We start from the raw sequence: 23,271 nt of genomic DNA on the forward strand, positions 1-23,271 counted from the left end.
GCGAATTTTGCTAGACTAGCTTACATTTTTCCGCGAAACGCTTGCTTTTGCACGGGGCTGCGACAGTCGGTTGCCCTTTATAGCAGCGAAAATAGTTGATATTTCCCAGGAAATGTCGAGAAAAGAGAGGAGCTGAGCATAACCATATGCTAGCAATAGATGTAAGAGATTTACGCAAGCAGTTTCAGGTTCAGAAGAACCGAGTAGGTGTCGGCGGTGCGCTCAAAGACCTGTTTAAGCGTGAGTACAACGACATAACGGCAGTCAAAGACATTTCGTTCCAAATCCCGCAAGGTGAAATCTGTGGTTACATAGGCGAGAACGGAGCGGGCAAATCGACGACGATCAAAATGCTGACAGGCATTCTGGTTCCTACATCCGGCCATCTGCAGGTTAATGGATACGTGCCGTACAAGGAGCGGGAGAAGTTCGTGCGCGGCATCGGCGTCGTATTCGGTCAAAGAAGCCAGCTGTGGTGGGATATCGGCGTTATCGAATCGTTCCAGCTGCTGCGTAAAGTTTACCGAGTGCCGGAGGCGGAATTCCGGGGTAGGCTGGATGAGCTGGTGGAGCGGCTTCAGCTTGGCGATCTACTGAATCGTCCCGTGCGCAAGCTAAGTCTAGGCCAGCGGATGCGGTGCGAGCTTGTGGCGTCGCTGCTGCATAACCCGTCCATTCTGTTTTTGGATGAGCCAACAATCGGCCTCGATATCGTCGTGAAGACCGAAATCCGTGAATTTCTGAAAAAAATCAACCGGGAGCACGGCACGACGATTCTGCTCACAACACACGATCTGCAGGACATCGAAGCGCTCTGCTCGCGCGTCATTATGCTCGATGACGGACGCATTATCTACGACGGCAGCCTTGACGAGCTGAAGGCGAGATGGAGCAAAGGTCGCGAGCTGCAGTTCCAATTCGGCGAGCTGCCGCCGCTGGATGTGCTGAAACAGCTGACTGAAGGACTAGCCGGCGTGACGTGGACAATGGACAACGAGCTGACAGCGACGATGTGGCTGCCGCATGAAGTGAACGTGTCTGATGCGCTAGCACGCGTCGTGGGCAGCCGAGCGGACATTCGCGATATTAAGATTATGGAGACGAACACCGACGAGATCGTTCGTGAAATTTATCAATCCGGTTCTGCTTCGAGCGAAGCTGCGGATAAGCTGAGCCAGTCCTCTAGTATAGAGGAAGCGGTCAGTGAGACTAAGAGCGGCCTTGCAACAACAGCCGCCGCGTCTGACGAGGAGAAGGTGCCGCAATCATGAATAGCGCCTATCTCGAGCTGATCCGCATCCGGTTTCTCATGATGCTCGCATACCGCGTGAATTACTATAGCGGTATCGTCATCTACACGATCAACATCGGTGCGTACTATTTTCTATGGGCAGCGATCTTCGGCGATCAGAAAGTGCTTGCCGGCTTCACGCTTGCCCAGATGACCACTTACGTCGCGGTGTCCTGGATGGCGAGGGCATTCTACTTTAACAACTTAGACCGTGAAATCGCTAATGAAATTAGGGACGGCAGCGTAGCCGTCCAGTTCATCCGCCCATACAACTACTTGTTCGTGAAGCTGATGCAAGGCTTCGGAGAAGGGCTGTTCCGGCTCTTACTGTTTATGGGGCCGGGGCTTGCGCTTGTTTGCCTGATCTTCCCGGTGAAGCTGCCGACGGACCTTGGCACGTGGTGCATTTACTTTGTCATGCTGCTTTTCAGTTTCTTAATAAATACACAAATTAATATGCTGGTCGGCTTGTTTGCATTCTTCGTGGAGAACAATGAGGGAATGCTTCGCATGAAGCGAGTCGTCGTTGACTTGTTCTCAGGCGTTATTGTGCCGGTATCGTTCTTCCCGGGATGGCTTGCCGTAACGATGAAATGGCTTCCGTTCCAAGCGATTACGTACCTGCCGAGCTCCGTCTTCACAGGCCGGACGACAGGCGATGATGTGCTGCGAGTGTTCGGAATCCAACTGATCTGGTTCCTCGTGCTAATCGTTCCGATCACGTTAATATGGCGTCAGGCACGGACCCGGCTGTTCGTGCAAGGAGGTTAAGGCAGATGTTTTATTGGTCGCTTGCGATGGAATATATGAAAAATTATGCGAAGACAAAGCTGACGTATCGTGCGGATTTCTGGGTGGAGCTGCTGTCGGACTTGCTGTTTCAAGGGGTTAACCTGATCTTCATCCTGATCGTGTTCCAGCATACGCCTGCGCTTGGAGGCTGGTCGGAGGCTGAGGTTGTGTTCGTTTACGGCTACTTCATGGTGCCAGCGGGTATCTTCGGCGCGTTCTTCAACATTTGGAATTTCAGCGATCGTTATATTGTCAAAGGCGAGTTCGACCGCGTGCTTACGCGTCCAGCGTACAATCTGTATCAGGTGCTGCTGGAAAATCTCGATCCGCCGTCTCTATTCGGCTCGCTTGTCGGGCTTATTATTATGGTGCTTGGCTGGGGCGATCTCGGACTTACTTTCAACGTACTGGATATTCTGATGATGATTATTTTCACAATCGGGTCCGTCATGATCTATGCGGGGCTGTTCACTGCGCTAACGGCGATTTCGTTCTACTCGGATGCGCCGACAGGCATTTTGCCGCTTATGTACAACATTTCAAACTACGGACGTTATCCGGTTAATATTTATAACAAAATCATCCGGTTCATGCTGACGTGGCTGCTTCCGTTCGCTTTTGTCGGCGTCATTCCAGCTTCGTATTTCCTGGATACGGACCATGAGGGACTGTCGAAGCTCGCGCTGCTTACACCGGTTATGGGGATCGTTGTCTTCGGAATCGGCATTGGGATATGGAACGTCGGCGTGAAGAAGTATCGGGGAGCGGGATCGTAACAATAAGGGTTAAGGTTAGGGGATGAGTGAGATAGCTAGAGCGATTAAGGCAAAAGCGGTTGTAGGCAAAAAGGCACCAGATTTCACATTGCCGGGCAGAGAAGGACGCGAGGTTACCCTCAGTCAGTTCGTCGGGCGCAAGGTCGTCCTCTTCTTCTATCCGAAGGATTTGACGCCAGCTTGCACGCAGGAATCTTGCGACTTCCGCGATTCCTACTCGGCATTCGGGGAAAGCAATACGGTGCTGCTCGGGATCAGCATTGACGATGTAGCGACACATGAGCGGTTCAGGACGAAGTATGAGCTGCCCTTCGAGCTGCTGGCTGATCCGGACCATCGCGTATGCGAGCTGTATGGCGTCTGGCAGCTGAAGAAGCTGTATGGCCGTGAGTATATGGGGCTTGTGCGCTCCACGTTCCTGATTGACGAGAAAGGCAAGCTGGTTCAAGAGTGGCGCAATCTGCGTGTGAAAGGCCATGTGGAGGCAGTGCTGGAAGCGGCAAAAGCGTTATAAGGTGAGGAGGGGCAGGCGAGAGCTTGCTCCTTTTTTTAAAATGTCAGGGGGTGCACATGGTGGGGAAAAAGCTTGCATGCTTGCATGCGCACTATTCCAATATCGCTTATATCGAGCAGGCTTTTCCTGCTTCCGGGGAGGTTCAGTCAGTTCACTATGTAGACCCCGGGCTGATGAGCCGATTATCTCTAGACAGCGGGTTCCATGACGTGCAGGCACGCGAAAAAGTAGCAGAGCAGATCGAGTGGATCGCGGGTACGAAGGTAGACGCGATTCTCATTACATGCACGAACTATATTGCGCTGCTGGACGAAAATCGGCTTAGCACGACGACGCCCATTATCAAGATCGACGAGCCGTTCTTCGCCGCCATCTGCAGCTCGGACGGGCCACAGACGGTACTGTTCACGAATCCGGCGACGGTGGAAGGAACGATGAACCGGCTGTATGATTTTGCGGCTTCACGTGGTATAACGCTTGAGCAGGTTGACGTTCAGGTCGTCCCGAATACGTTCGAATTGATCATGCAGGGAAAGAAAGAAGCGTATATGGACGAGCTGACGAGCAGCATGAGAGCGTTCTTCGAAGTGAAAGGCAATAGCGCAAAGCTGTCAGTCGCTCAACTGTCTATGGTAGATGCAGCGCAACAGGTGGAACATGAGCTAGGTGTTCAAATCGTGAATCCGCTTCAGACACTGGCTGCTGCTTGGAATGGGAACGAGCCGAAATCATAGATGACCGAAATAATAGATACAAGTACAATCGCTCTTCCGCGCCGGAAGGGCGATTTTGTTATGCACGGGGGAGGTGTAAACGCGGCGTTTGCTGGCGAAACTAGTACAACCAGCCATTCATAGATTGCAAGAATAGGAGTTGAAACTAGTGATACCTAGACAAACGATACAGCAGGAGGAAACGATCGTTCCAGATATGTGGCCAGAGGCGGCGCAGCAGTCGCTGCGGCTGATGATGGCGCGGGTGAACAGCGTTCTGCTAGGGAAGAGCGATGTCGTGTCGCGAGTGTTTAGCGCTTTGCTCGCAGGAGGGCATGTGCTGCTCGAAGATGTACCCGGCGTGGGCAAAACATTGCTCGTTCGAGCTATCGCAAGAGTAATGGGCGGGGATTTCCGCCGCATTCAATTTACGTCGGATATGCAGCCGGCAGACGTCATCGGAGGCATGGTGTGGGACGGGAAGCGGGGCGAGCTCGTTTGGCGGGAAGGACCGCTCATGGCGAACGTCGTGCTTGCCGACGAGATTAACCGGACGCCGCCGCGTACGCAATCCGCGCTGCTCGAGGCCATGGAGGAGAAGAGCGTAACGGCAGACGGCGTCACGCGGAAGCTGCCGCAGCCATTCATGCTGCTCGCGACGCAAAATCCGCTGCGCGACGATGGAACCTACCCGCTGCCGGAAGCGCAGCTGGATCGGTTCATTATGCGGCTGTCCGTCGGCTATCCGTCTCCAGCGGACGAGATCAGCATGCTGGAGGCGAAGACGGCGCAGCGTCTCGTGCCCGAATCGCTCCGTCCGGTCATTATTCCGGAGGAGTGGCTGCGGATGCAGCGTGATGCGCAATCGGTGCATATCCACCCTGCGCTGATGGCTTATGCTGTGCATATCGTAGGGCAGACACGATCGGCGAAAGAGCTGCTGCTCGGCGCAAGTCCGCGGGCGACGCTCGACTGGGTCCGTGCGGCGCAGGCGACGGCATATATTGCCGGACGGCGGTTCATCGTGCCGGATGATTTGAAGGAGACGGCGGAGCCGGTGCTGGCTCACCGATTTATTTTGCAGGATGAGGCTGTAATTGGCGGGAAGAGCGCGCAAGCGGTGTTGGGGGAGATTCTATCCGCTTCTCCGGTTCCAATTCCGGCGTCTGACGGCGGGCGGCGCAGATGAAGCGTGCTGGAGCGGTGGGGAAAGCGGGACGGACGAGTGTTGAATCAGGGAAGCAAGGCAGTGCTGGGAAGAGCGATGAAGCTAGGAAGAAGGGCAAGGCTGTGAAGAGCGGTGAAGCGGGTATTCCTGACAAGGCTGGGAAGAGCGGCGTAGATCAGCCTAAGCTGCGCAGCAGGCATATGGCGCGCGCAGTTGTGCTGCTCATGCTCGCTATCTGTATAGCAGCGCTTTATGAACGAAGCGGGGCGGTCGAATGGCTGCTCGTAGTTGTGGTGGGGACGATCGCTTTTGGAAGCATTATTTTGCCGTATGCGGCGGTCGGAAAGATCGCGGTGGAGCGTTCCGTAGCGGAAACGTCGCAGCTCGCGGATGGCGGCGAGATGCAGGTCACGCTTGTGCTGCGATTAAGCGGACTGCTTCCGTTTATGTGGGTAGGCGTAAGGGAAGAGCTTGTACCTGCGGAGAAGGTCGGTGAAGCTCGGGTTGAGGGGAAGGCAGTTAAGGCAGATAAGACAGTGACGGCAGGTAAGGTGGGAAATCAAGATCAAGCTGGCGGCGCTGTGCTGGTTCAGCATGTGTTCTTGCCTGGATTTGGACGGCTGTTCCAGTTGAGCTATACCGTCAAAGGGCTGCGTCGCGGGGAAATGCTTTTTCAGCCGGTGCAGGTGTCGATGGGAGATATGTTCGGGCTCACGGTGCGAACCTTCGCCATGGATTGCGCTGGCGTTGTGCTAGTGAAGGCTGCGCCTCCGGCAGGCGAGATGATTGCGGACTTACCGGGTCACAAGCCCGGCATGCAGACGAGCGGCAAGCATGTGGTTGCTGCTTTGGGCGGTCAGATGCAGACCTCAGCGGCACGTTTTGGCCGGCATGGGGCAGGACCGGATGTGCGTTCCTATATGCCCGGCGACCCGCTCGGACGCGTCGATTGGCGTGCAATGGCGAGAGGGCTCGGTCTCCAGACCCGAACTAGCAATGCAGAATACAGCACCGAATTATTCGTCCTGCTGGAGACGAGCGAGCAGGCTTACGGCGGGGATATCCGTTTGTTTGACGCGCATGTCGGTCGTGCCGCTCAGCTGATCAAACAAGCGCACCGAGAAGGTCGAAGCGTCCTGCTGCTGACGAACGCTGTGGATGATTTAGGGCTGCAAGCTGATGCAGGCGATCGTGCCGCAATAAGAAGAGCGGAAGAACAATTAGCCAGACTTCGGTGGGGAAAGACTGGTTCGATGCCGCTGCGACTATCGGACGCGGTAGCGGGATTGTCACGCGGGGCGTCGCTCATATGCCTGACAGCTGGGGAGCTGCATGGCGATGAGTTAGGGGAAGCGGGTACGGTTCTGTACAGCGCGAAGCTTGCTGCTGTTCGAGGCGTGGAGCTGGTTGTGCTGCTGTCGGCGAGGGACACGCAGGCTGGTCAATCTGAGCGGCAATGGCGGGATCGGCTGCAAGCGGCGAAGTGCACGGTGCGAACGATGCCTGTGCCGCTGAGCTATTGCAGCATAGGGCCAGGCGTGGTGGAACTCGCGGTGACCACAGGCGAGGAAGGAGGCGTTATCCATGTCGGCAGTGCACGGAGCTGACGGCTCGCAGGGAACGCAGCCGAGGCGACAGCGAGAACGGGAGAGCTTGCATTTCTTCAGCATCTTGTCGCGGCGGCTGGTAACTAGCCTATTGTTATATGGGCTTATTGTGGAGTGGCTGCTGCCTCTTGCGCAGGTGAAAGATTTTACAGAGCTGGGTGAGCTTCGCCCGCTGATCATAGCCGTCGGCCTCTTTATGGCCGTCGGTTTGTTCGTGCCGCCGACCTGGGCTGCAGTGCTGCTGAATGCTGTCATTACAGCAGGTACTGTGCTTGTGATGTTCAGTGTCCACTACGCCTCTTGGCATGACAGTGTGACCGGGCTTATCGAGGGGCTGAAGCATGATGCGATTAATATGGCGAACGGCAAAATGACCCTTAGCGGTGAAACGCGAACCTTGCTCCTTGTCAGCGGGCTTGGGATGATGACTGTCGCTGTGCAATCGCTGATTTGGCTGCGACAGTGGGGACTTGGGCTAGCGGGACTGACTGCGCTCTATTTGCTGCTGCTTTATAGCTTCCTGGGGCTGGATGTGCTGCCGGGATTGAAGCGTGCTTGTGCAGAAGGGATTTTGCTAGGGGCTCTCGTAACGGTTCCGCGACTGGAGCGGCTGCTCGGCAGTTCAACGTTATTTGATGGCCGTGCGGTTAAAAAATCGCTGGCAGGTTGGGCTGTGAACTGGTGGAACGGTGCAGCATGGCTCGCTGTTATCGTGCTTGGTGCGGCGATTGTTGCTTCATGGAGCTTTGCGACGAAGCAGGTGTCGTCCGAGCCTGCCCCTTGGGCGGCTGAAGCTATCGAGTGGGGGCAGCACCGACTGCTGGAGAAACAGGGCGGTCATGGCAATCCGATCGGTCAAAGAGCGGTAGCGGAGGAAGCGATGGCTGCTACGGGCTTAGGGGTGCCTGGTATGACAGGCTACGGCTTCGATGATTCAGCGCTCGGGGGTTCGATCACGCCGGATCATACAGCCGTTTTTACCGTGTATGCGAAGGAGAATGCTTATTTGCGGGGGGAGAGCAAGTCATTCTATACCGGCAAAGGCTGGGAGCAGGTTGAGCATGCGTGGCATACGGTAAGCGTCTCGGATACGCAGGCTGAGCATCGCGATGTGTTGGGGAGTGGGAGTGCTTCCGGGAGCCAAGGGGCTGACAGCACTGAGGATGAGCAGCAGAGTAAGAGTGCGGGGGACGTTCAGGGCAAGGAAGAGCAACAGGGTGGCAGTTCGGCAGCGGTGGGTGAGCCGGGTAGCGGTAGTGGCGGTTCGGGAGCGGTGGGTGAGCAGGGTAGCGGGAGTGGCGACTTGGGAGCATTGAGTAAGCAAAATCTCGCGGGAGCTGCTGGAGGCGAGATTGACGATGGATCGGCCGGCGATGTGTTTGTGCAGACGATTACAGCGGCCTATCCGGCTGCCGGCTGGCCGCTGTTTGCTGGCAGCGCGGATGCGAAGGTGACCGATATCCGCGCGGTGAACGGGTCAGGCGATACAGCTTCGTATCGGCAGGACGCCGAGACTGGGGCGCTCTATCCGTCATCGGAGGAGGACCGCATAGTCCGTTACACGGTGGCGTCCGTTATGCCTGACGAAGCGTTAAAGCGGCTGCGGCAAGTGGAGTCTTCGGTTGACGCGTCGGCGGGAGTGGAGGATGGCGCTGGAGCAGGTGCGGGTGCTGGGGAAAGTGCTGGTGAAAGTGAAAGGGCAAGTGCTGGCGAAAGTGCGAGAGCAAATACGAATGCAAATGCAGATGCAGATGCTGCTGATGATGGAACAGATGCTGATGCGGGTGCAAATGTAGGGGCAAGTGCAAGTGCAAGTGCAAGTGCAAGCACGAGTGCCGGCAGCTCTGCTGGGGAACTTGATGGTTCTCAGTCTGCTTATGTTGAAACGGCTGCGTTGGATGATTCCTATACGCAGCTACCCGATAAGTTGCCTGCACGGATCGGCACATTGACTGCGGAAATATTAGCCGCAGCCGGGAATCCGATGAGCCGCTACGAGCAGGTGAAAGCGGTGGAAGGGTATCTCCGCAGCAACTACAAGTACACGCTGCATCCTAAGGTACTTGCATCTAACAGCGACTTCGTCGATGATTTTTTGTTTAATCAGCGTGAAGGCTATTGCGTTCATTTCGCTTCTGCGATGGCAATTATGCTGCGGACGCAGGGGATCCCTGCACGGTATGTGAAGGGCTTTGCGCCGGGTGAGCCAGCAGAAGGGCAGGCAGCAGGCGGAGCTGGGCTGTACACCGTTCGTGCAAGTGATGCGCACGCTTGGGTGGAGGTGTTCTTCCCTAGCGTCGGCTGGGTGGCATTCGAGCCGACGCCGGGCTTTGCGGCACCGGGCAGCGGTGCCGCTAGCGATGCCTTATCGGCTGCAGCAGCAGGCGATGGGGCGAAGCCGGCACTTGCCGCGGGCGACGCTGCGGCTGGCGGCGAAGCCGCGCGCGCCCGCACGCTGGCGGGGCGCGCGGCAGCGCAGCTGCGGGCGGCGGCGCTGCAAGCCGCCGCTGCCGCGCAGCGCGGGGCGCACGCCCTCGCGCAGGCGGCGCAAGGCGCCATGGCGGCTCCGCCGTGGGCCATGGCTGCCATCGCCGCAGGCGCTACCGGCGCTGCCGGGCTCGCGCTGGCAGCGCGGCGGCGCAGCGAACGCTTCGCGTTCGCAACGGCGCTGCACCGCTATGGCAGCGCCCTCCAAGCGGGCCGGCAAACCGCGGCCCGCAAGCAGTTCCTCCAGCTCGCGGACGCCTGCTGGCGCGAGCTGTACAAGCGGTGCGGCGCGAAGCCGATGCACCGCACGGCGCGGGAGTATGCGGCAGAGCTTAGCCTGCCGCCGCATACCGCGCAGCTAGTCGCGGATTTGGTGCGCTGGGATGAAGCAGCGCGCTTCGACGTCAGCTGGCAGAACCAGCCGACGAAGGAGCAATTGAGCGAGCTGGTCGCGAAGCTCCAGTCGAACGAGTGATCATTGCCTTAATCGCTAACGGTTGCCACGAATGCTATTACATCTCAATTGGCTCTTTTAGAATGTTAACGGTTGTCAGAGACGCTATTTGTCGATTGTGGCATCACAATGCATGCGATTTGACTAAATAACCTCTCCAGCAACCGTTAGATTTGAAGAATGGTTGTTTTGGTGCAAATAAGCGTTGTAGCAACCGTTACATGATGAAGGTGCTTGTTTGTAGGCAATAGTTGACCTAAAGCTACTCTACAAAAGCAAAAGAAAAGAGGGTGCAGACTCCAAGTCTGCACCCTCTTCTCCTATTACCAATTTCTAAGCAAAGCTGCGGCATCCGCAGCGTTTCGGTCATTTATCGAGTTACGATCCTGATGCTCCGGATTACTCGCGGGCTCGCTGCCATTCGCGCGGCTCTCGAACCCATAGTGATATACGTTGTTGGATTGCGGCTCGGTAACAATAGTCCTCGTGCTCTCTATCACCGGTTGAACCACTGTCTCAACCGCATCAGCATTCACGCTCGAAGTAGTTTCACCAGCTATCTCAACTACTTCCGAATTCCCGCTCACAACCGCATCCGCATTCAAGCCCTCATCGACTTCATTTGCATTCGTAACCGCATTCGCCTGCTGAATAGCAGCCGCCTCAACTGTCTCATCGCGCTCAACGCCTTCAGCTGTCTCAACGATTTCAACCGCTTCAACGGCTTCAACCGCTTCATCGCCAACAACGCCTTCAGCCGTTTCATCGATTTCAACATCAACCACACTGGCATCTGTGCTTTCTTCAATTGCAGCAGCCGCACTCGCCTCCGCAACAAGAATACCGCTCAGCACTGCTCGTTCCTCTGCATTCAACCCTTCGTTCAGCCGCTTGCTCGCCAAGTTCGATGCTGCTGCATTCCCGCCGAATTCTTTCGCGCCTTCAGCCATCCCACTGGATTCCTTCGTACTTCCAGCAATGCTATGTACAAAAGCTCTGCCGCTTTCTCTTAGCGGATCAGTTACGTTAATCACTTTACTCTCTTTGCTCTCTTTGCTCTCTCTGATCTCTCTGATCTCTTTAGCAGTCCCTGTCGACTCCAATTCTTCGGTACCATTAGCCTCGTCAGCCGCTGGCTTCTCGATCGCGCGATAGCTAATCTTCTTCGGAATGGCGGGTACTTCACCTACTGCCAAATCGCGGCGGTCCAACCCGCTGCGGCGTTCCTCGCCCGAATAGGGGAGGTTCGCCACTCGGCGGTCTGTGCCGGCGCGGCGCTCCAGCGGATACAAGGCATTAGGCTCAGCTTGATCCATCGCGCTGCTGCCTTGCAGCAAGCCGCCTTCTTCAATCGTTAGCGACGCTGCCGTCATATTGCCGTAAAGCTTGCCTGTCGACATGATCGTCAGCTTCCCTGTAATCGTCACATTGCCGTTCACTTGACCGGCAAGTACCACGTTATTGGCTGTAATATTCGAGACGGCAAAGCCGCTCTCCCCAAGAATGACGTCGCCCTCGCACGAAATATCGCCGCGAAGCTGGCCTTCCAGACGCAGACTGCCTGCCGAACGAATGGTACCTTCTACGATGGTGCCTTCACCGATAAAGGTATCAGTCATTTTGGAACTAACCTTGTCCTTTTTCCATTTGAACATTCGCTGAACTCCCCTTTATCGCCATTTTTAAATAAGGTCTTGGATCGACAGATACGCCATGCTTCACGACTTCAAAATGAAGATGAGGCCCTGTGCTTCTCCCCGTAGAACCGATTTCGCCGATGACATCACCTTGCTGAACGTGGTCTCCGGTGTGCGCTATTATTTTGCTGAGATGAAAATATCTTGTCGTAAGTCCCATCGCATGCGTAATCGTCACATAATTGCCGCGCTCGCTCATGGTGCCGGTATCTACGACGCGGCCGTCGGCTGCCGCAAACACGGAATCTCCTCTGTGTCCGGCAATATCAATTCCTTTATGTACGCCAGCTTCACCGGAGAATGGATCCATCCGAACGCCGAAGAATGAAGTAATCCGCTGGGATTGCGTAGGCCAGTATGTCGGTGTGACGCGAAGCGTTTGTAGACGTTTCTGTGCTTGCTCTCTCGTCGAAGTGAGCCGTTCCTTCAGGTCAGTAATGTCATCCCCAACCGAATCGAAGATCATCTCTGTATTGTGAGCCAGCCCTGCGATGTCGTCATCTTTAATTTCCACGAATTCACCGCCGACGCCATTGTCGTCCGACTTGGCAGCATCGTCTTCCTTCGGCAAGCCGACAAGCGATTTGACATCGGATTCTAGCTTGTTCAGCTCCTCGATGCGCAATTCCACCGACTCCGCCTGCTGTGCAAGCTGGGCCAGTTCACCTTGTAGCTGCTTAATCGTTCCTTCTTTCTTGGCTAGCTGCAACGTATATGCTTCGTTCGTGGAGGTAAGCTTACTGTGAAGTTGATCCAGCTGCCCGCGCGCACGGTCATGCAGCAGGTACAGCGTTGATGCTATAGCAATCAGCAATACGATGATGATCGGAAGCATAACCAGAAGGTAGGCGTTTACCCGAAAACGCAGTACAGGACTTGCGCCGTCCGGCAAGACAAGAAAAGTGAAATGCTTGTTACGAGGGACTACAGATTTTTTCATGTCTACCTCCTAAAAAATGTTTGAAGAGTGATTCATTCCCGCTCAATAAAGCATACACCGATATTCATCGGCAACTGTGGGGAAAAAACTTAGATTTCGTAAAAAAACGTCGAAAAAAAGGATTCTGTGCCGATATAGCGAATTGAATCAACTAACATTGCTAGCTTTACGTAAACGAACGGGGGATATTTGGTGATTAAACTCGCAGGCATAGATATAGGGAACGATAGTGTGAAACTGGTTGTAGACGGCTCTTCCGAGCCGATTGTAGTACCGAGCATCCTCTCTCCCGGCTATGAGAGACATGTGTTCCAGGAAGAAGATTCTCCGCTTAAGGCGCTTGACGTTCGGGTATACAGCCCGAAGCTGAAGAAGAACAATCAGCGCTATTTCGTCGGTCTCCTGGCGATGGAGGATCAAGATAATTCCGAGCTGGAAGAAACGGATAATAAAGCGACTAGCGATCAGGCGTTGATCGTCGCATTGACGGCGCTTGCTTATGCAGGTCTGACAAGCCAGAACTATGAGACGGCTGAAGGCCAGTCCACGCAAGTGGTGGAGTACATTATCGGCACAGGTCTTCCAGTGCGTACCTATGCAGGCTTCCATAAAAGCTTCGAAGAGCGTCTTGTCGGCGAGCATGAGGTGTCTTTCCTATCGACGCCAAAGCTGCGCGGCCGCTCGATTCGCGTCATCATTAAACGTGCAGTTATATCCATCGAAGGTGCTGCGGCACTGTTCCACATGGCGACACACGACAACCTGTCGGTTCGCAACGAAGAGCTGTATTACGGCTGCATCGGTATTTGCGAGATGGGCGCGCTCACGACCGATTTTCCAGTCATTAGACGGATGAGCATCGACAATCAGCACAGCACGGGCGAGCAGTTCGGCCTTGCCAGCTACCTCGATAACATTATCCGCGACGTCGAAGATGAGTTCGGCCACCGGTTCCAAAGCCGGACGAAGCTCATTCAGCGGATTAAAGCACGCGATTATGTCATCCAGCGTATTGGCGAAGGGCAGGCGGACATCCGTCCAATCGTCGACAACTACTTCACTCGTGCAGCGAACAAGGTTGTTGATCTGATTCTGAAGCGCTGGAAGAAGAATCCGGACATTCAATGCTTCTACGTACTCGGCGGCGGCGCAATCGCGCTGCGCGATTACATCAACGAAGCAGCGGGCAATGTGCGTCTCCGCTTCGTAACGGAGAGCGAATTCCAGAACGTTTACGGTTATTTGAAGCTTGCGCGCAATAAGCAGAACCAGGCGCTTGCAGCGCAGCAGCAAACAGCTGCATCGAGCGAGCAGCCGCAATAATTATACGAAATCAAAGAAGAAGCATGGGGCCTGGAGTCCCATGCTTTTTTTGTTCTGTAGCAGCTACTCTTCACCTTCCAAACAATATGAAACGTTTACATTTTTAAGAAGTTGCTGAAATGTCATCTCCTGTCCTTTTCTAAAGCTTCGAGCCGCCTTGACTGTCCCATACCGCCTATATATAATTGACACAATGATTTGAGGGAGGCCTCCGACAAAGTGAATAAGCCAAATGAAATGATCGTCGTCCTTGATTTCGGCGGACAGTACAACCAGTTGATTGCAAGACGTATCCGGGATTTAGGCGTATACAGTGAATTGCTGCCTTATAATACCTCGGTAGAACGAATCCGTGAGCTGCAGCCGAAAGGCATCGTGTTCTCGGGTGGACCGGCAAGTGTATATGAGGAGAAATCGCCGCTCGTAGATCCTGCGATTTATGAGCTTGGATTGCCAATCTTCGGTATTTGCTACGGCATGCAGTTGATTGCCCACCAGCTTGACGGTAAAGTTGAGCGTGCAGGCAAGCGTGAATACGGCAAAGCTGACGTTGCATTCGCAGCTGGCAGCGAGCTTGTGCAAGGCTTGGATTCGAACCAAACGGTATGGATGAGCCACGGCGACCACGTAACTGAATTGCCAGCAGGCTTCCGCGTAGATGCGAGTACGGACCATGCGCCAATTGCGGCGATGAGCCATCCGGACCGCAAGCTATTCGCGGTACAATTCCACCCAGAGGTTCGTCACTCCGTTCAAGGTAACGAAATGATCCGCAACTTCCTCTACAATGTGTGCGGTTGTGAAGGCAATTGGAGCATGAGCACATTTATCGACGATACGATTCGCGATATCCGTGCACAAGTCGGCAACGGCAAAGTGCTTTGCGCATTGTCCGGCGGCGTTGATTCGTCCGTTGTTGCGATCTTGCTTCACAAAGCGATCGGCGACCAGCTGACTTGTATGTTCATCGATCACGGCTTGCTGCGTAAAGACGAGGCGGAAGGCGTTATGGAGACGTTCGTCGGCAAGTTCGATATGAAAGTGGTTAAAATCGACGCGCGCGACCGATTCCTTGGCAAGCTGAAGGGCGTCGAAGATCCGGAACAGAAGCGTAAAATCATCGGCAACGAGTTTATTTACGTGTTCCAAGAAGAGTCCGCGAAGTTCGATGACTTCGAATTCCTCGCGCAAGGTACGCTATACACGGACATCGTTGAGAGCGGCACGGCTACAGCTCAAACGATCAAGTCGCATCACAACGTTGGCGGCTTGCCTGAAGATATTAAATTCAAGCTTGTTGAGCCGCTCAAGGCGCTCTTCAAGGATGAAGTTCGTAAAGTCGGCGAAGAGTGCGGACTTCCAGAAGCAATCGTATGGCGTCAGCCGTTCCCGGGTCCGGGACTTGCGATCCGCGTGCTTGGCGAAGTGACGGAGGACAAGCTGACGATCGTTCGTGAATCCGATGCTATTCTTCGCGATGAGATTGCTAAAGCAGGTCTTGACCGCGAAATTTGGCAATACTTCACAGCGCTGCCGAATATGAAGAGCGTTGGCGTTATGGGCGATGCGCGTACGTACTCGTACACAGTCGGCATCCGCGCAGTAACGTCCATCGACGGAATGACAGCTGACTGGGCTCGTATTCCGTGGGACGTGCTGGAGAAAATCTCCGTACGTATCGTCAACGAGGTCGACAACGTCAACCGTATCGTTTATGACGTAACATCGAAGCCGCCAGCTACAATCGAGTGGGAATAGGCTGAACTAAATCAATGCAAACAAATGACTCTCTTCTATGTGCGATAATTCGCATACGGAAGGGAGTTTTTTTATGACCATTTTTGCCCCATTCCAAACCAAATGGTTTATGTTTACAGACTATTGATATAGAATCCTAGTATGAAATCATTAAACGTCGTCAGAATAGCAGGAGGTTTATTAGGTGATTAATCGTAAAAGCATTCTATCTCGTAAAGTCGGAATAGCTTCGCTTATCGTAGTGGGATTGGCGCTTGCGGCAGGTGCGGGGGCATACGCTGCGACGAAAATGACGTTAATTGTAAATGGTCAGAAATCAACGGTAGAGCCTGTATCCATTAAAGGCGTTACCTACGTTCCGCTCCGCTCAGCCGCTGAGATGCTCGGTGCAAGCATCAACTACAATGCGACTTCCAATTCAGTCACGATTGCCAGCAAGCCGGACAAGTCTCCACTAGGCGATCGCGGCAATGAAGCGGTTGGATCGGTGAATGGCACAGCCATTACAAAGAACGAGCTGTACAATGCGATGGCTGCACTTGGCGGAGCGCAAACGCTAGACAACTTGATTCAAGACAAGCTTATTGACCAAGAGGCGAAGAAGAAGGGGATTGTCGTCACCGACAAGGATGTGGAAGCCGAAATCGCGCGAATCAAGAAGCAGTTCTCGTCTGAAAAGGAATTTGAGGCTGCCTTGCAGCAGGCGAGCATGACGCTCGAAGATTTGGAGAAGCAATCGTCGAAGCAGCTTCGCATTCGCAAATTAATTGAACCGCTTGCGAAAGTGACTGACGCAGATGTGAAACAATATTTTGAGCAGAATCGAGCGATGTTCGATCAGCCTGAGCAGGTGGAAGCATCGCATATTTTGGTCGCAACGAAAGCGGAAGCTGACGAAATTATGAAGCAGCTGATGGCAGGCTCGGACTTTGCGAAGCTGGCGAAAGAGAAGTCATTAGACACAGGCAGTAAGGATGCTGGAGGCGATCTCGGTTACTTTGGCAAAGGAGTAATGGTTGCTGAGTTTGAGAAAGCAGCATTCGCGATTAAGGTTGGCGAGCTTGGCGGACCGATCAAGACACAGTTTGGTTATCACATCATCAAAGTGACCGACCATAAGGCAGCGAAGGCGGCGAAGTTTGAGGAGCATCAGGCTGAAATTAAAGAGATGCTCATTAGTCAGAAGGTTTCGGAGCTTTCTGCTTCTTGGCTGGAAGAACTGAAGGCAAGGGCGCAAATTACGAACACGCTTAAAAAAGGGTAATTCAGGGAATCGTATCAGATAAACGGTCAAGGGCAATTTTTTTTTACGTTATGTCAGCTATTCTTTCATTTGTGACAAGCTTTGCCATTGACAGCTTAATCAGTTAGTCGCTATTATGTTCATTGAATCGTTACACAACAAACACAAACAGCATATGTTTTCGTATAATCTCAAGAATCGGCTTGAGAGTCTCTACGAGGTCACCGTAAATGACCTGTCTACGAAAAAGCAAGACTATTGAACGCGCGAACGGTCCATTCGCCCTGCGTTACGTCTTGTTTTGCGTGGAACCTAGATAGAGCAAATGCCGATCATATTTTTATGATCGGCATTTTTTTATTCTAAGTTCCTGTTTGTTCTGACACATTTTTTGGGGAGGGTATTTCAAAAATGGATAGTTTCTTTCGACTGAAGGAACGCGGAACAAATGTAAGGACAGAGATTATGGCGGGCCTTACAACTTTTATGACGATGGCATACATACTCGCCGTCAACCCAGGTATTCTGGGCAATGCAGGACTTGATGCTTACTCGGTATTTTTGGCAACAGCGCTCGCAGGCGGTATTTTCACAGCTGCAATGGGCTTGTTCGCGAACTTCCCGGTAGCGCTGGCTCCTGGTATGGGACTCAACGCTTACTTCGCAGCGACAGTACTCGCTTCGAAAGCAACGAACACGCCGATTTCACCATCGGTTGGTTTAACGGCTGTATTCATTTCCGGTATTATTTTCTTCATCCTCACGATTACGCAAATTCGTCAACTGCTCATCGTTGCTGTTCCTGACAGCTTGAAGCACTCGATTACAGTTGGTATCGGTCTGTTCATTACGATCATCGGTCTGAAGAACAGCGGCATCATGACAGTCGGCATAGAGAATACAGTTACCGACGTTCCTAAAGGTGTATTCACCGATGTGCTCGGTTTTGAATCCGTGTTCCACATGGGCAGCTTGGAAAACCCAAGCGTGTACCTGACGCTGATCGGCGTTCTGCTCATCGCGATTCTGCTCGTGCTTCGCGTGCCAGGCGCAATCTTGTTCGGTATTATCGGCGTTACGATCATCGCAATCATCACAGGCAACGTTGATGTTTCTGCAACATTGGAAGGCCAGAAGTGGACACCAGACTTCAGCAAAGGCAACTTCTGGGACTTCGACTTCAAAGGCGCTTTCGATACAGGGTTGATCTCCATCATCGCAACGTTCACATTCGTTGAGTTGTTCGATACATTCGGTACGCTCGTTGGTACAGCGAATCGCGCTGGCTACATGAAAGACCCTGAGAAGGGCAAGAAGCTGATCGGTAAAGCAATGCTCGTTGATGCTGTTGGCGTCAGCGGCGGTGCGGTACTCGGTACGAGCACAGTTACGGCATTTGTTGAGAGCTCCGCAGGTATTGCGCAAGGCGGACGTACAGGTCTTACTGCGGTAACGACTGGCGTAGCGTTCCTGGCAGCATTGTTCCTGTGGCCGCTAATCTCCTTGATCCCAGGCTCTGCTACAGCAGCGGCGCTGATCATCGTAGGCGTGTTGATGGTTCAGTCGATCAAAGAAATCGACTTCCAAGACATGGTGTATGCAATCCCTTCGTTCCTGACAATTGCTATGATGCCTTTCACGTACAACATCGCTAACGGTGTTTCGTTCGGTATCGTTGCATACGTCGTGCTTGCAACTGCTGCGAATGTAGCGGGCAAGAAGGGCGGCTACAAAGTGCATTGGCTCATGTGGGTGCTTGCGATTCTTATCGTCGCGCGTTACGCATTCATCGGCAGCCAAGGCTAAGGCTTATAGAGAGAATATAACAAAAGGACAGCGCTGGACCGGCGCTGTCCTTTTTATTTTGCGCATATGCGCTAAACGCGATAAACTCCGTACTTGATCATATCGAGGTAATCGTCAATTTCCTTCATGAGCTTCTCTTCCGCGCCGATGAGAGGATGAGCCTGCCCTTTGTGCAGCTGCAAATACTTCATCGACAACGCATTTAAGGTAAGTGTAACGAGGCCGAATACCTTCTCAGGTGTGAGACCATCCCGCAGTGGGACCGATTTGAGCAAATCGCCTCGATAGATCGACTCCAGCATGAAGGGGGTCGTGAACTTCGTCTGATAGTCGGCGATGAGCTTCTCGACTTCCGCTTCTACAGCCTTAGGCGGATGGCTGATGACGCGCGTTACAATCTCGGTCTCGTGAAAGTGCTGCAGCGTTACGCGCTGCTTCGCGAGCACCATCTCTTTGATGCGAACGAAGAAGTCTGTCGTCTCAATCGCTTCGACGGCTTGCAGCGTCTTCTCAATCAACACCTCCATCGCGTGATGAACGACGGCGAGATAGAGGTTCTTTTTGCTTTTGAAATAATGAAACAATATGCCTTTCGATATGCCGGCTCGTGCCGTTATCGTATCTGTCGACGTATTATTGTAGCCATTCTTGGCGAATTCCTCGATACAGATCGTTAAGATGAGCTCCTGCTTCTGTTCAGGCAGCTTCGCGAAGGCGGGATACACAGCATGCAACTCCTTTAAGAAACGCGACCGGCTAGACCGTAATGTCTTTTCTACTATAATACCAGTGCGACGTCATTACGCAACCGACGATGACTACGGCCATGGTCGCGGCGTATTGCGGATTGAAATAACGTTCGGTTATTATCGCTGCCGCTTCGGCATACTTAAAGGGACTGACATATTTCAGGAAGCTGAAGGTGTCCGATACGCCGGCAATAATGCTGAAGAAGTACATAATAAACACAAGGCCGAGCGACATAGATACGACAGTCCGGGTCCGTTTGACGATAGCGGAGATAAGAAAAGAGATGCTTGCAAACGTCAGATGCATAAGGACAACCGCCGATTCCAGCAGGAAGAAGGTGGAGTAGGAGACGTCGGCGCCTTTCGTGAACTGGAAGCCGATGACGCTCGCTGCCACGATGACGAGATTGAAAATAACTACGTTTGTGAATACTGCTGCCCATTTCTCCGTCATAATCTGTTGTCTTGTGAACGGCTTTGCAAGCAGGAACTCAATCGTCTTCTCGCCTTGTTCTTTAGCAACGATATTGGATGCAAGCATGGCGGCGTAGATGCTGCCGAGGAGCGTCGTCATCAGATGAATCTCAATCCCATAGAAGCCGAGCGCCGTGCTCATCGTAAGTCGGTCCATGCCGAATGCTTTCTTCATTCCCTCAGGCATGGAGCTCATCATCTCATCCAGACTGTGCTGCTGCTTTGCCATCTCGGGGAAGATGCTCAAATATAACAAAATAATGGCGGCTATTATAATGCTCCAGATGATCAGGCTCCTAAGGTTCCTTTTAAATTCTCTTCTAAACAGCATCGGTTATAACCCCCTTATTCTTTCTCATAATAATGAATGAAAATCTCTTCAAGCGACGGTTCTTCAATAAGGATATCGCTAAAAGGAGCATCCGCGAGCGCAGTAACCAACCTCTTCATATCGCCGCCGTACAGCAGCTTCAGATGCGTTCCGGCAGCTTCCTGCTTGATGACGCCGCTTAGCGCAGAAAGGTCGATTGCTGCTGGATTGGCAGCAGTCAGCGTCACGTTCTTCAGGTTGTTTTTGAGCAAATTATCGACGGATTCGACTTTGATGAGCGAACCTTCTTTAATGATTGCAACGCGGTCGCACAGCTTCTGCACCTCGCTAAGAATATGGGAGGAGAAGAAGATTGTCGTCCCTTTGCTCCGCTCCTCCTTCAGCAGCTCGAAGAAATGGTTCTGCATAAGCGGGTCTAGTCCGCCTGTCGGTTCGTCGAGAATGAGCAGCTTCGGCTCATGCAGCAGTGCCTGAACGATGCCGACCTTCTTGCGGTTGCCGAAGGAGAGGTCTTCGATTTTGCGGGATGTATCGAGATCGAGCCGCTGCGCCAGCTCATGAATCCGGCCGAGGTTCGTATAGTGATGGAAGGATGCCGAGTAGCGAAGCAGGTCGATCACCTTCATGTCGTCGTAGTAGAAGATTTCCGATGGCAGGTAGCCAATCTGCTGCCGAATCGCCTTCGCATGTTTCACGATATCTTTGCCGAAGATCGTCGCGCTTCCGGAAGTCGGGAAGATAAAGTTAAGCAAGGTTCGGATCGTCGTGCTTTTGCCAGCGCCGTTCGGTCCGATAAAGCCGAATACTTCCCCTTCTTCGATGGAGAAGGTGATATTCGAGATGCCGCGGCTTTTGCCATAGGTCTTGGTTAACTGTTGAATGTCCACGATAGGTTGCAACACGTTGGTAAGCCTCCTTAAATAATTCGATTGACTACCGGGTCAGTGTGATTGTAATCCTGGTTGACTGGCCAGTCAATAGTGATTTTTGTTTAAGGAACAGGTTAAAAGCTCCGTTAATTCCGATAGGAATTAGATTGTGTGCGAGTGAAAATACGAACTTTTTAAGTCAAATATAATTTAATGTTCGTGTTTTTGCGTTGACATTTGGCGTGAGCCTTGTTAAACTACTAATAGTTAATACGATAAACAAAGCTAAAAAATGAAATCCATACACACTCGTATATACTTGGGGATTAGGCCCGAGAGTATCTACCCGAGAACCTTAATTTTCGGACTACGAGCCTACGCTGGAAAGAACAGGTTGCCGCTAATATGGGGCAGCCTGATGTTGTCTTACTGCCCGTGTTTGCCAATATTTAGTTATAAATATTCGGTGCCGGGGAGAGGCTGCTTTCCGCTATGGTCTTGAAAGTCCCGAAGCCTTCCAATATTGGAATGTGTGCTTAGGGACTTTTTTTATAAACAGCTTAGTTGTGTGCGAGAATCATATTTCTTCTTAAAGCAAAGGTGGTCATTGGCAAATGTCAGTTGAAGTGGGCGTCATCATGGGCAGCAAGTCGGATTGGGAGACAATGAAACTAGCCTGCGACGTTCTGGATGAATTGCAAATCCCTTACGAGAAGAAGGTCGTCTCGGCTCACCGGACACCTGATCTGATGTTCGAATACGCAGAAACTGCCGCAGCCCGCGGCTTGAAGGTCATTATCGCGGGAGCAGGCGGCGCTGCACATCTACCCGGCATGGTCGCTGCGAAGACGATTCTGCCGGTTATTGGCGTTCCCGTTAAGTCTTCGAATTTGAACGGGCTGGATTCGCTGCTGTCGATCGTTCAAATGCCGGGCGGCATTCCGGTTGCGACAGTTGCGATTGGCAATGCAGGTGGAACGAACGCGGGGTTGCTTGCAGCGCAAATGATTGGCGCTTTTAATCCGGACGTTCAAGCGCGTGTACAAGCTCGCCGTGATCGCATTCAGCGTGAAGTGCTGGAAAGCAGTGAGACGCTATGAGTTCAGCCGCGAGTAAAGGGGCAGGTCAAGGGCGAGTTATTCTTCCAGGCGCAACGGTCGGCATACTAGGCGGCGGTCAGCTTGGCCGGATGATGGCGAATGCGGGCAGCGCGATGGGGTATCGCTTCGTCGCGCTGGATCCGACGCCGGATGCACCAACAGGGCAAGTCGCGCAGCAGATTGTAGCGGCATACGATGACCGCGATGCTGCTCGGGAGCTGGCGCAGCGCGCAGATGTCATCACGTACGAGTTCGAGAACGTCGACGCTGGTGTTGCAGCGATGCTGATGGAAGAGTCGTACGTGCCGCAAGGCAGCGAGCTGCTCTATACGACGCAGCACCGCTTGCGCGAGAAGCGTGCGATTGAAGCGGCTGGCGTGAAGGTCGCGCCTTACGCGGAAGTGCGCAGCGTGGACGAGCTTCGCGAAGCAGTAGGCCGATTCGGACTTCCATGCGTGCTGAAGACAGCAACTGGCGGCTACGATGGCAAAGGCCAGTGGGTCATCCGCAGCGCGGACGAGATTGATGAAGCGTTCGAGACATTGAAACGCGCCGGCGTGGATCTGGTGCTGGAGCAGTTCATCCGCTTCAGCAAGGAGCTGTCCGTCATTGCGGCAAGAAGCACGCAAGGCGAGATTCGCACATTCCCGGCAGCGGAGAATGTCCATGTCGATAATATCCTGCATCTGTCGATTGTGCCCGCTCGTATCGACGAGGCGCTGCAGCGCGAAGCAGAACGGCTTGCGGCTCGCATCGCTGAAGGGCTCGGCGCCGTCGGCTTGATCGCGGTCGAGCTGTTCTTGACCGAGGATGGCGAGCTGCTCGTGAACGAGCTTGCGCCGCGTCCGCACAACAGCGGACACTACACGATGGAAGCGTGCCGGACATCGCAGTTCGAGCAGCATGTGCGCGCGATATGCGGCTTGCCGCTCGGCGACACGTCGCTGCTGACGCCAGTTGTCATGGTGAATGTGCTCGGCGAGCATGTCGAGCCGCTGCTGGATCTGGCGGCTAAGCCGGATGAGAGCGCAGAACGCCTCGGCGTCGCGCCTAAAATTCATTTATATGGGAAACATGAAGCCAAACATAAACGGAAAATGGGTCATGTCAACGTGCTTGCAGCGAATGTCGATGAGGCGTTGGCGTGGATTTCCGAAACGAACATATGGAGGGTTTAAA

At 53.3% G+C, this 23,271-nt stretch carries 19 protein-coding genes and 2 riboswitches; of the genes, 14 read left to right on the forward strand and 5 right to left on the reverse strand.

Features of this window, described 5'->3' with window-relative positions:
• Window positions 1-146 precede the first annotated feature (146 nt).
• The 8 genes from AC0LWF_RS21545 to AC0LWF_RS21580 all read left to right on the forward strand — a co-directional run bounded on the left by AC0LWF_RS21545 (window position 147) and on the right by AC0LWF_RS21580 (window position 9,823).
• Window positions 147-1,271, forward strand: coding sequence for an ABC transporter ATP-binding protein (locus tag AC0LWF_RS21545; protein ID WP_474653594.1), 1,125 nt, complete (start codon window positions 147-149; stop codon window positions 1,269-1,271).
• Window positions 1,268-2,062 carry an ABC transporter permease gene (locus AC0LWF_RS21550; protein WP_474653595.1) on the forward strand — a complete coding sequence of 265 codons (795 nt, stop codon included), beginning with the start codon at window positions 1,268-1,270 and terminating at the stop codon, window positions 2,060-2,062. Before AC0LWF_RS21545 ends, AC0LWF_RS21550 begins: the two co-directional genes overlap by 4 nt.
• 5 nt (window positions 2,063-2,067) lie before the next feature.
• A complete protein-coding gene (locus tag AC0LWF_RS21555) occupies window positions 2,068-2,859 on the forward strand; it encodes an ABC transporter permease (RefSeq protein WP_474653596.1) in 792 nt (263 codons plus the stop codon).
• Window positions 2,860-2,881: 22 nt separating this feature from the next.
• Window positions 2,882-3,373, forward strand: a complete 492-nt coding sequence (gene bcp / locus AC0LWF_RS21560; RefSeq protein ID WP_474653597.1) for a thioredoxin-dependent thiol peroxidase — start codon at window positions 2,882-2,884, stop codon at window positions 3,371-3,373.
• Window positions 3,374-3,429: 56 nt separating this feature from the next.
• Window positions 3,430-4,107, forward strand: a complete 678-nt coding sequence (locus tag AC0LWF_RS21565) for an aspartate/glutamate racemase family protein (protein WP_474653598.1) — start codon at window positions 3,430-3,432, stop codon at window positions 4,105-4,107.
• Between the two features lie 148 nt (window positions 4,108-4,255).
• Window positions 4,256-5,275 (forward strand): AAA family ATPase, encoded by a 1,020-nt coding sequence (locus AC0LWF_RS21570; protein WP_474653599.1) that lies wholly within the window; start codon window positions 4,256-4,258, stop codon window positions 5,273-5,275.
• Entirely contained in the window at window positions 5,272-6,861 is a 1,590-nt protein-coding gene (locus tag AC0LWF_RS21575; protein ID WP_474653600.1) for a DUF58 domain-containing protein, read from the forward strand. Before AC0LWF_RS21570 ends, AC0LWF_RS21575 begins: the two co-directional genes overlap by 4 nt.
• Window positions 6,839-9,823 carry a transglutaminase-like domain-containing protein gene (locus AC0LWF_RS21580; protein ID WP_474653601.1) on the forward strand — a complete coding sequence of 995 codons (2,985 nt, stop codon included), beginning with the start codon at window positions 6,839-6,841 and terminating at the stop codon, window positions 9,821-9,823. The genes AC0LWF_RS21575 and AC0LWF_RS21580 overlap by 23 nt, the downstream gene beginning before the upstream one ends.
• Window positions 9,824-10,125: 302 nt before the next feature.
• On the opposite strand, the gene AC0LWF_RS21585 is transcribed toward AC0LWF_RS21580, so the two are convergent.
• Window positions 10,126-11,457: a bactofilin family protein gene (locus AC0LWF_RS21585; protein WP_474653602.1), complete on the reverse strand. Its 1,332-nt coding sequence runs from the start codon at window positions 11,455-11,457 to the stop codon at window positions 10,126-10,128.
• On the reverse strand, window positions 11,429-12,439 hold the full coding sequence (locus AC0LWF_RS21590) for a peptidoglycan DD-metalloendopeptidase family protein (RefSeq protein WP_474653603.1): 1,011 nt from the start codon (window positions 12,437-12,439) through the stop codon (window positions 11,429-11,431). Before AC0LWF_RS21590 ends, AC0LWF_RS21585 begins: the two co-directional genes overlap by 29 nt.
• A 192-nt stretch (window positions 12,440-12,631) precedes the next feature.
• Between AC0LWF_RS21590 and AC0LWF_RS21595 the strand changes: the two genes are divergently transcribed.
• From AC0LWF_RS21595 to AC0LWF_RS21610, 4 genes are all read left to right on the forward strand, one after another.
• Window positions 12,632-13,762 (forward strand): ParM/StbA family protein, encoded by a 1,131-nt coding sequence (locus AC0LWF_RS21595; protein ID WP_474653604.1) that lies wholly within the window; start codon window positions 12,632-12,634, stop codon window positions 13,760-13,762.
• 219 nt (window positions 13,763-13,981) lie between these two features.
• On the forward strand, window positions 13,982-15,520 hold the full coding sequence (gene guaA / locus AC0LWF_RS21600) for a glutamine-hydrolyzing GMP synthase (protein ID WP_474653605.1): 1,539 nt from the start codon (window positions 13,982-13,984) through the stop codon (window positions 15,518-15,520).
• 184 nt (window positions 15,521-15,704) lie between these two features.
• Window positions 15,705-16,784 (forward strand): peptidylprolyl isomerase, encoded by a 1,080-nt coding sequence (locus tag AC0LWF_RS21605; RefSeq protein WP_474653606.1) that lies wholly within the window; start codon window positions 15,705-15,707, stop codon window positions 16,782-16,784.
• Window positions 16,785-16,924: 140 nt separating this feature from the next.
• A riboswitch (purine riboswitch) is annotated at window positions 16,925-17,025 on the forward strand.
• Between the two features lie 149 nt (window positions 17,026-17,174).
• Window positions 17,175-18,569 carry an NCS2 family permease gene (locus AC0LWF_RS21610; RefSeq protein WP_474653607.1) on the forward strand — a complete coding sequence of 465 codons (1,395 nt, stop codon included), beginning with the start codon at window positions 17,175-17,177 and terminating at the stop codon, window positions 18,567-18,569.
• A gap of 71 nt (window positions 18,570-18,640) precedes the next feature.
• On the opposite strand, the gene AC0LWF_RS21615 is transcribed toward AC0LWF_RS21610, so the two are convergent.
• The 3 genes from AC0LWF_RS21615 to AC0LWF_RS21625 are packed head-to-tail and all read right to left on the reverse strand — an operon-like array spanning window position 18,641 to window position 21,022.
• Window positions 18,641-19,294, reverse strand: coding sequence for a TetR/AcrR family transcriptional regulator (locus AC0LWF_RS21615; RefSeq protein WP_474653608.1), 654 nt, complete (start codon window positions 19,292-19,294; stop codon window positions 18,641-18,643).
• A 31-nt stretch (window positions 19,295-19,325) separates the two neighbouring features.
• A complete protein-coding gene (locus tag AC0LWF_RS21620) occupies window positions 19,326-20,123 on the reverse strand; it encodes an ABC transporter permease subunit (RefSeq protein WP_474653609.1) in 798 nt (265 codons plus the stop codon).
• A gap of 14 nt (window positions 20,124-20,137) precedes the next feature.
• Window positions 20,138-21,022, reverse strand: coding sequence for an ABC transporter ATP-binding protein (locus tag AC0LWF_RS21625; RefSeq protein ID WP_474653665.1), 885 nt, complete (start codon window positions 21,020-21,022; stop codon window positions 20,138-20,140).
• 259 nt (window positions 21,023-21,281) lie between these two features.
• Window positions 21,282-21,382, forward strand: a riboswitch (purine riboswitch).
• Window positions 21,383-21,606: 224 nt separating this feature from the next.
• On the opposite strand from AC0LWF_RS21625, the gene purE reads away from it, so the two are divergent.
• Together purE and purK are read left to right on the forward strand one after the other, a co-directional pair.
• Window positions 21,607-22,092 (forward strand): 5-(carboxyamino)imidazole ribonucleotide mutase, encoded by a 486-nt coding sequence (gene purE / locus AC0LWF_RS21630; RefSeq protein WP_474653610.1) that lies wholly within the window; start codon window positions 21,607-21,609, stop codon window positions 22,090-22,092.
• Complete coding sequence (gene purK, locus AC0LWF_RS21635; protein WP_474653611.1) at window positions 22,089-23,270, forward strand: 5-(carboxyamino)imidazole ribonucleotide synthase; 1,182 nt, start codon at window positions 22,089-22,091, stop codon at window positions 23,268-23,270. Before purE ends, purK begins: the two co-directional genes overlap by 4 nt.
• Window position 23,271: the final 1 nt, after the last annotated feature.

The organism is Paenibacillus sp. sgz302114, assembly GCF_056120345.1.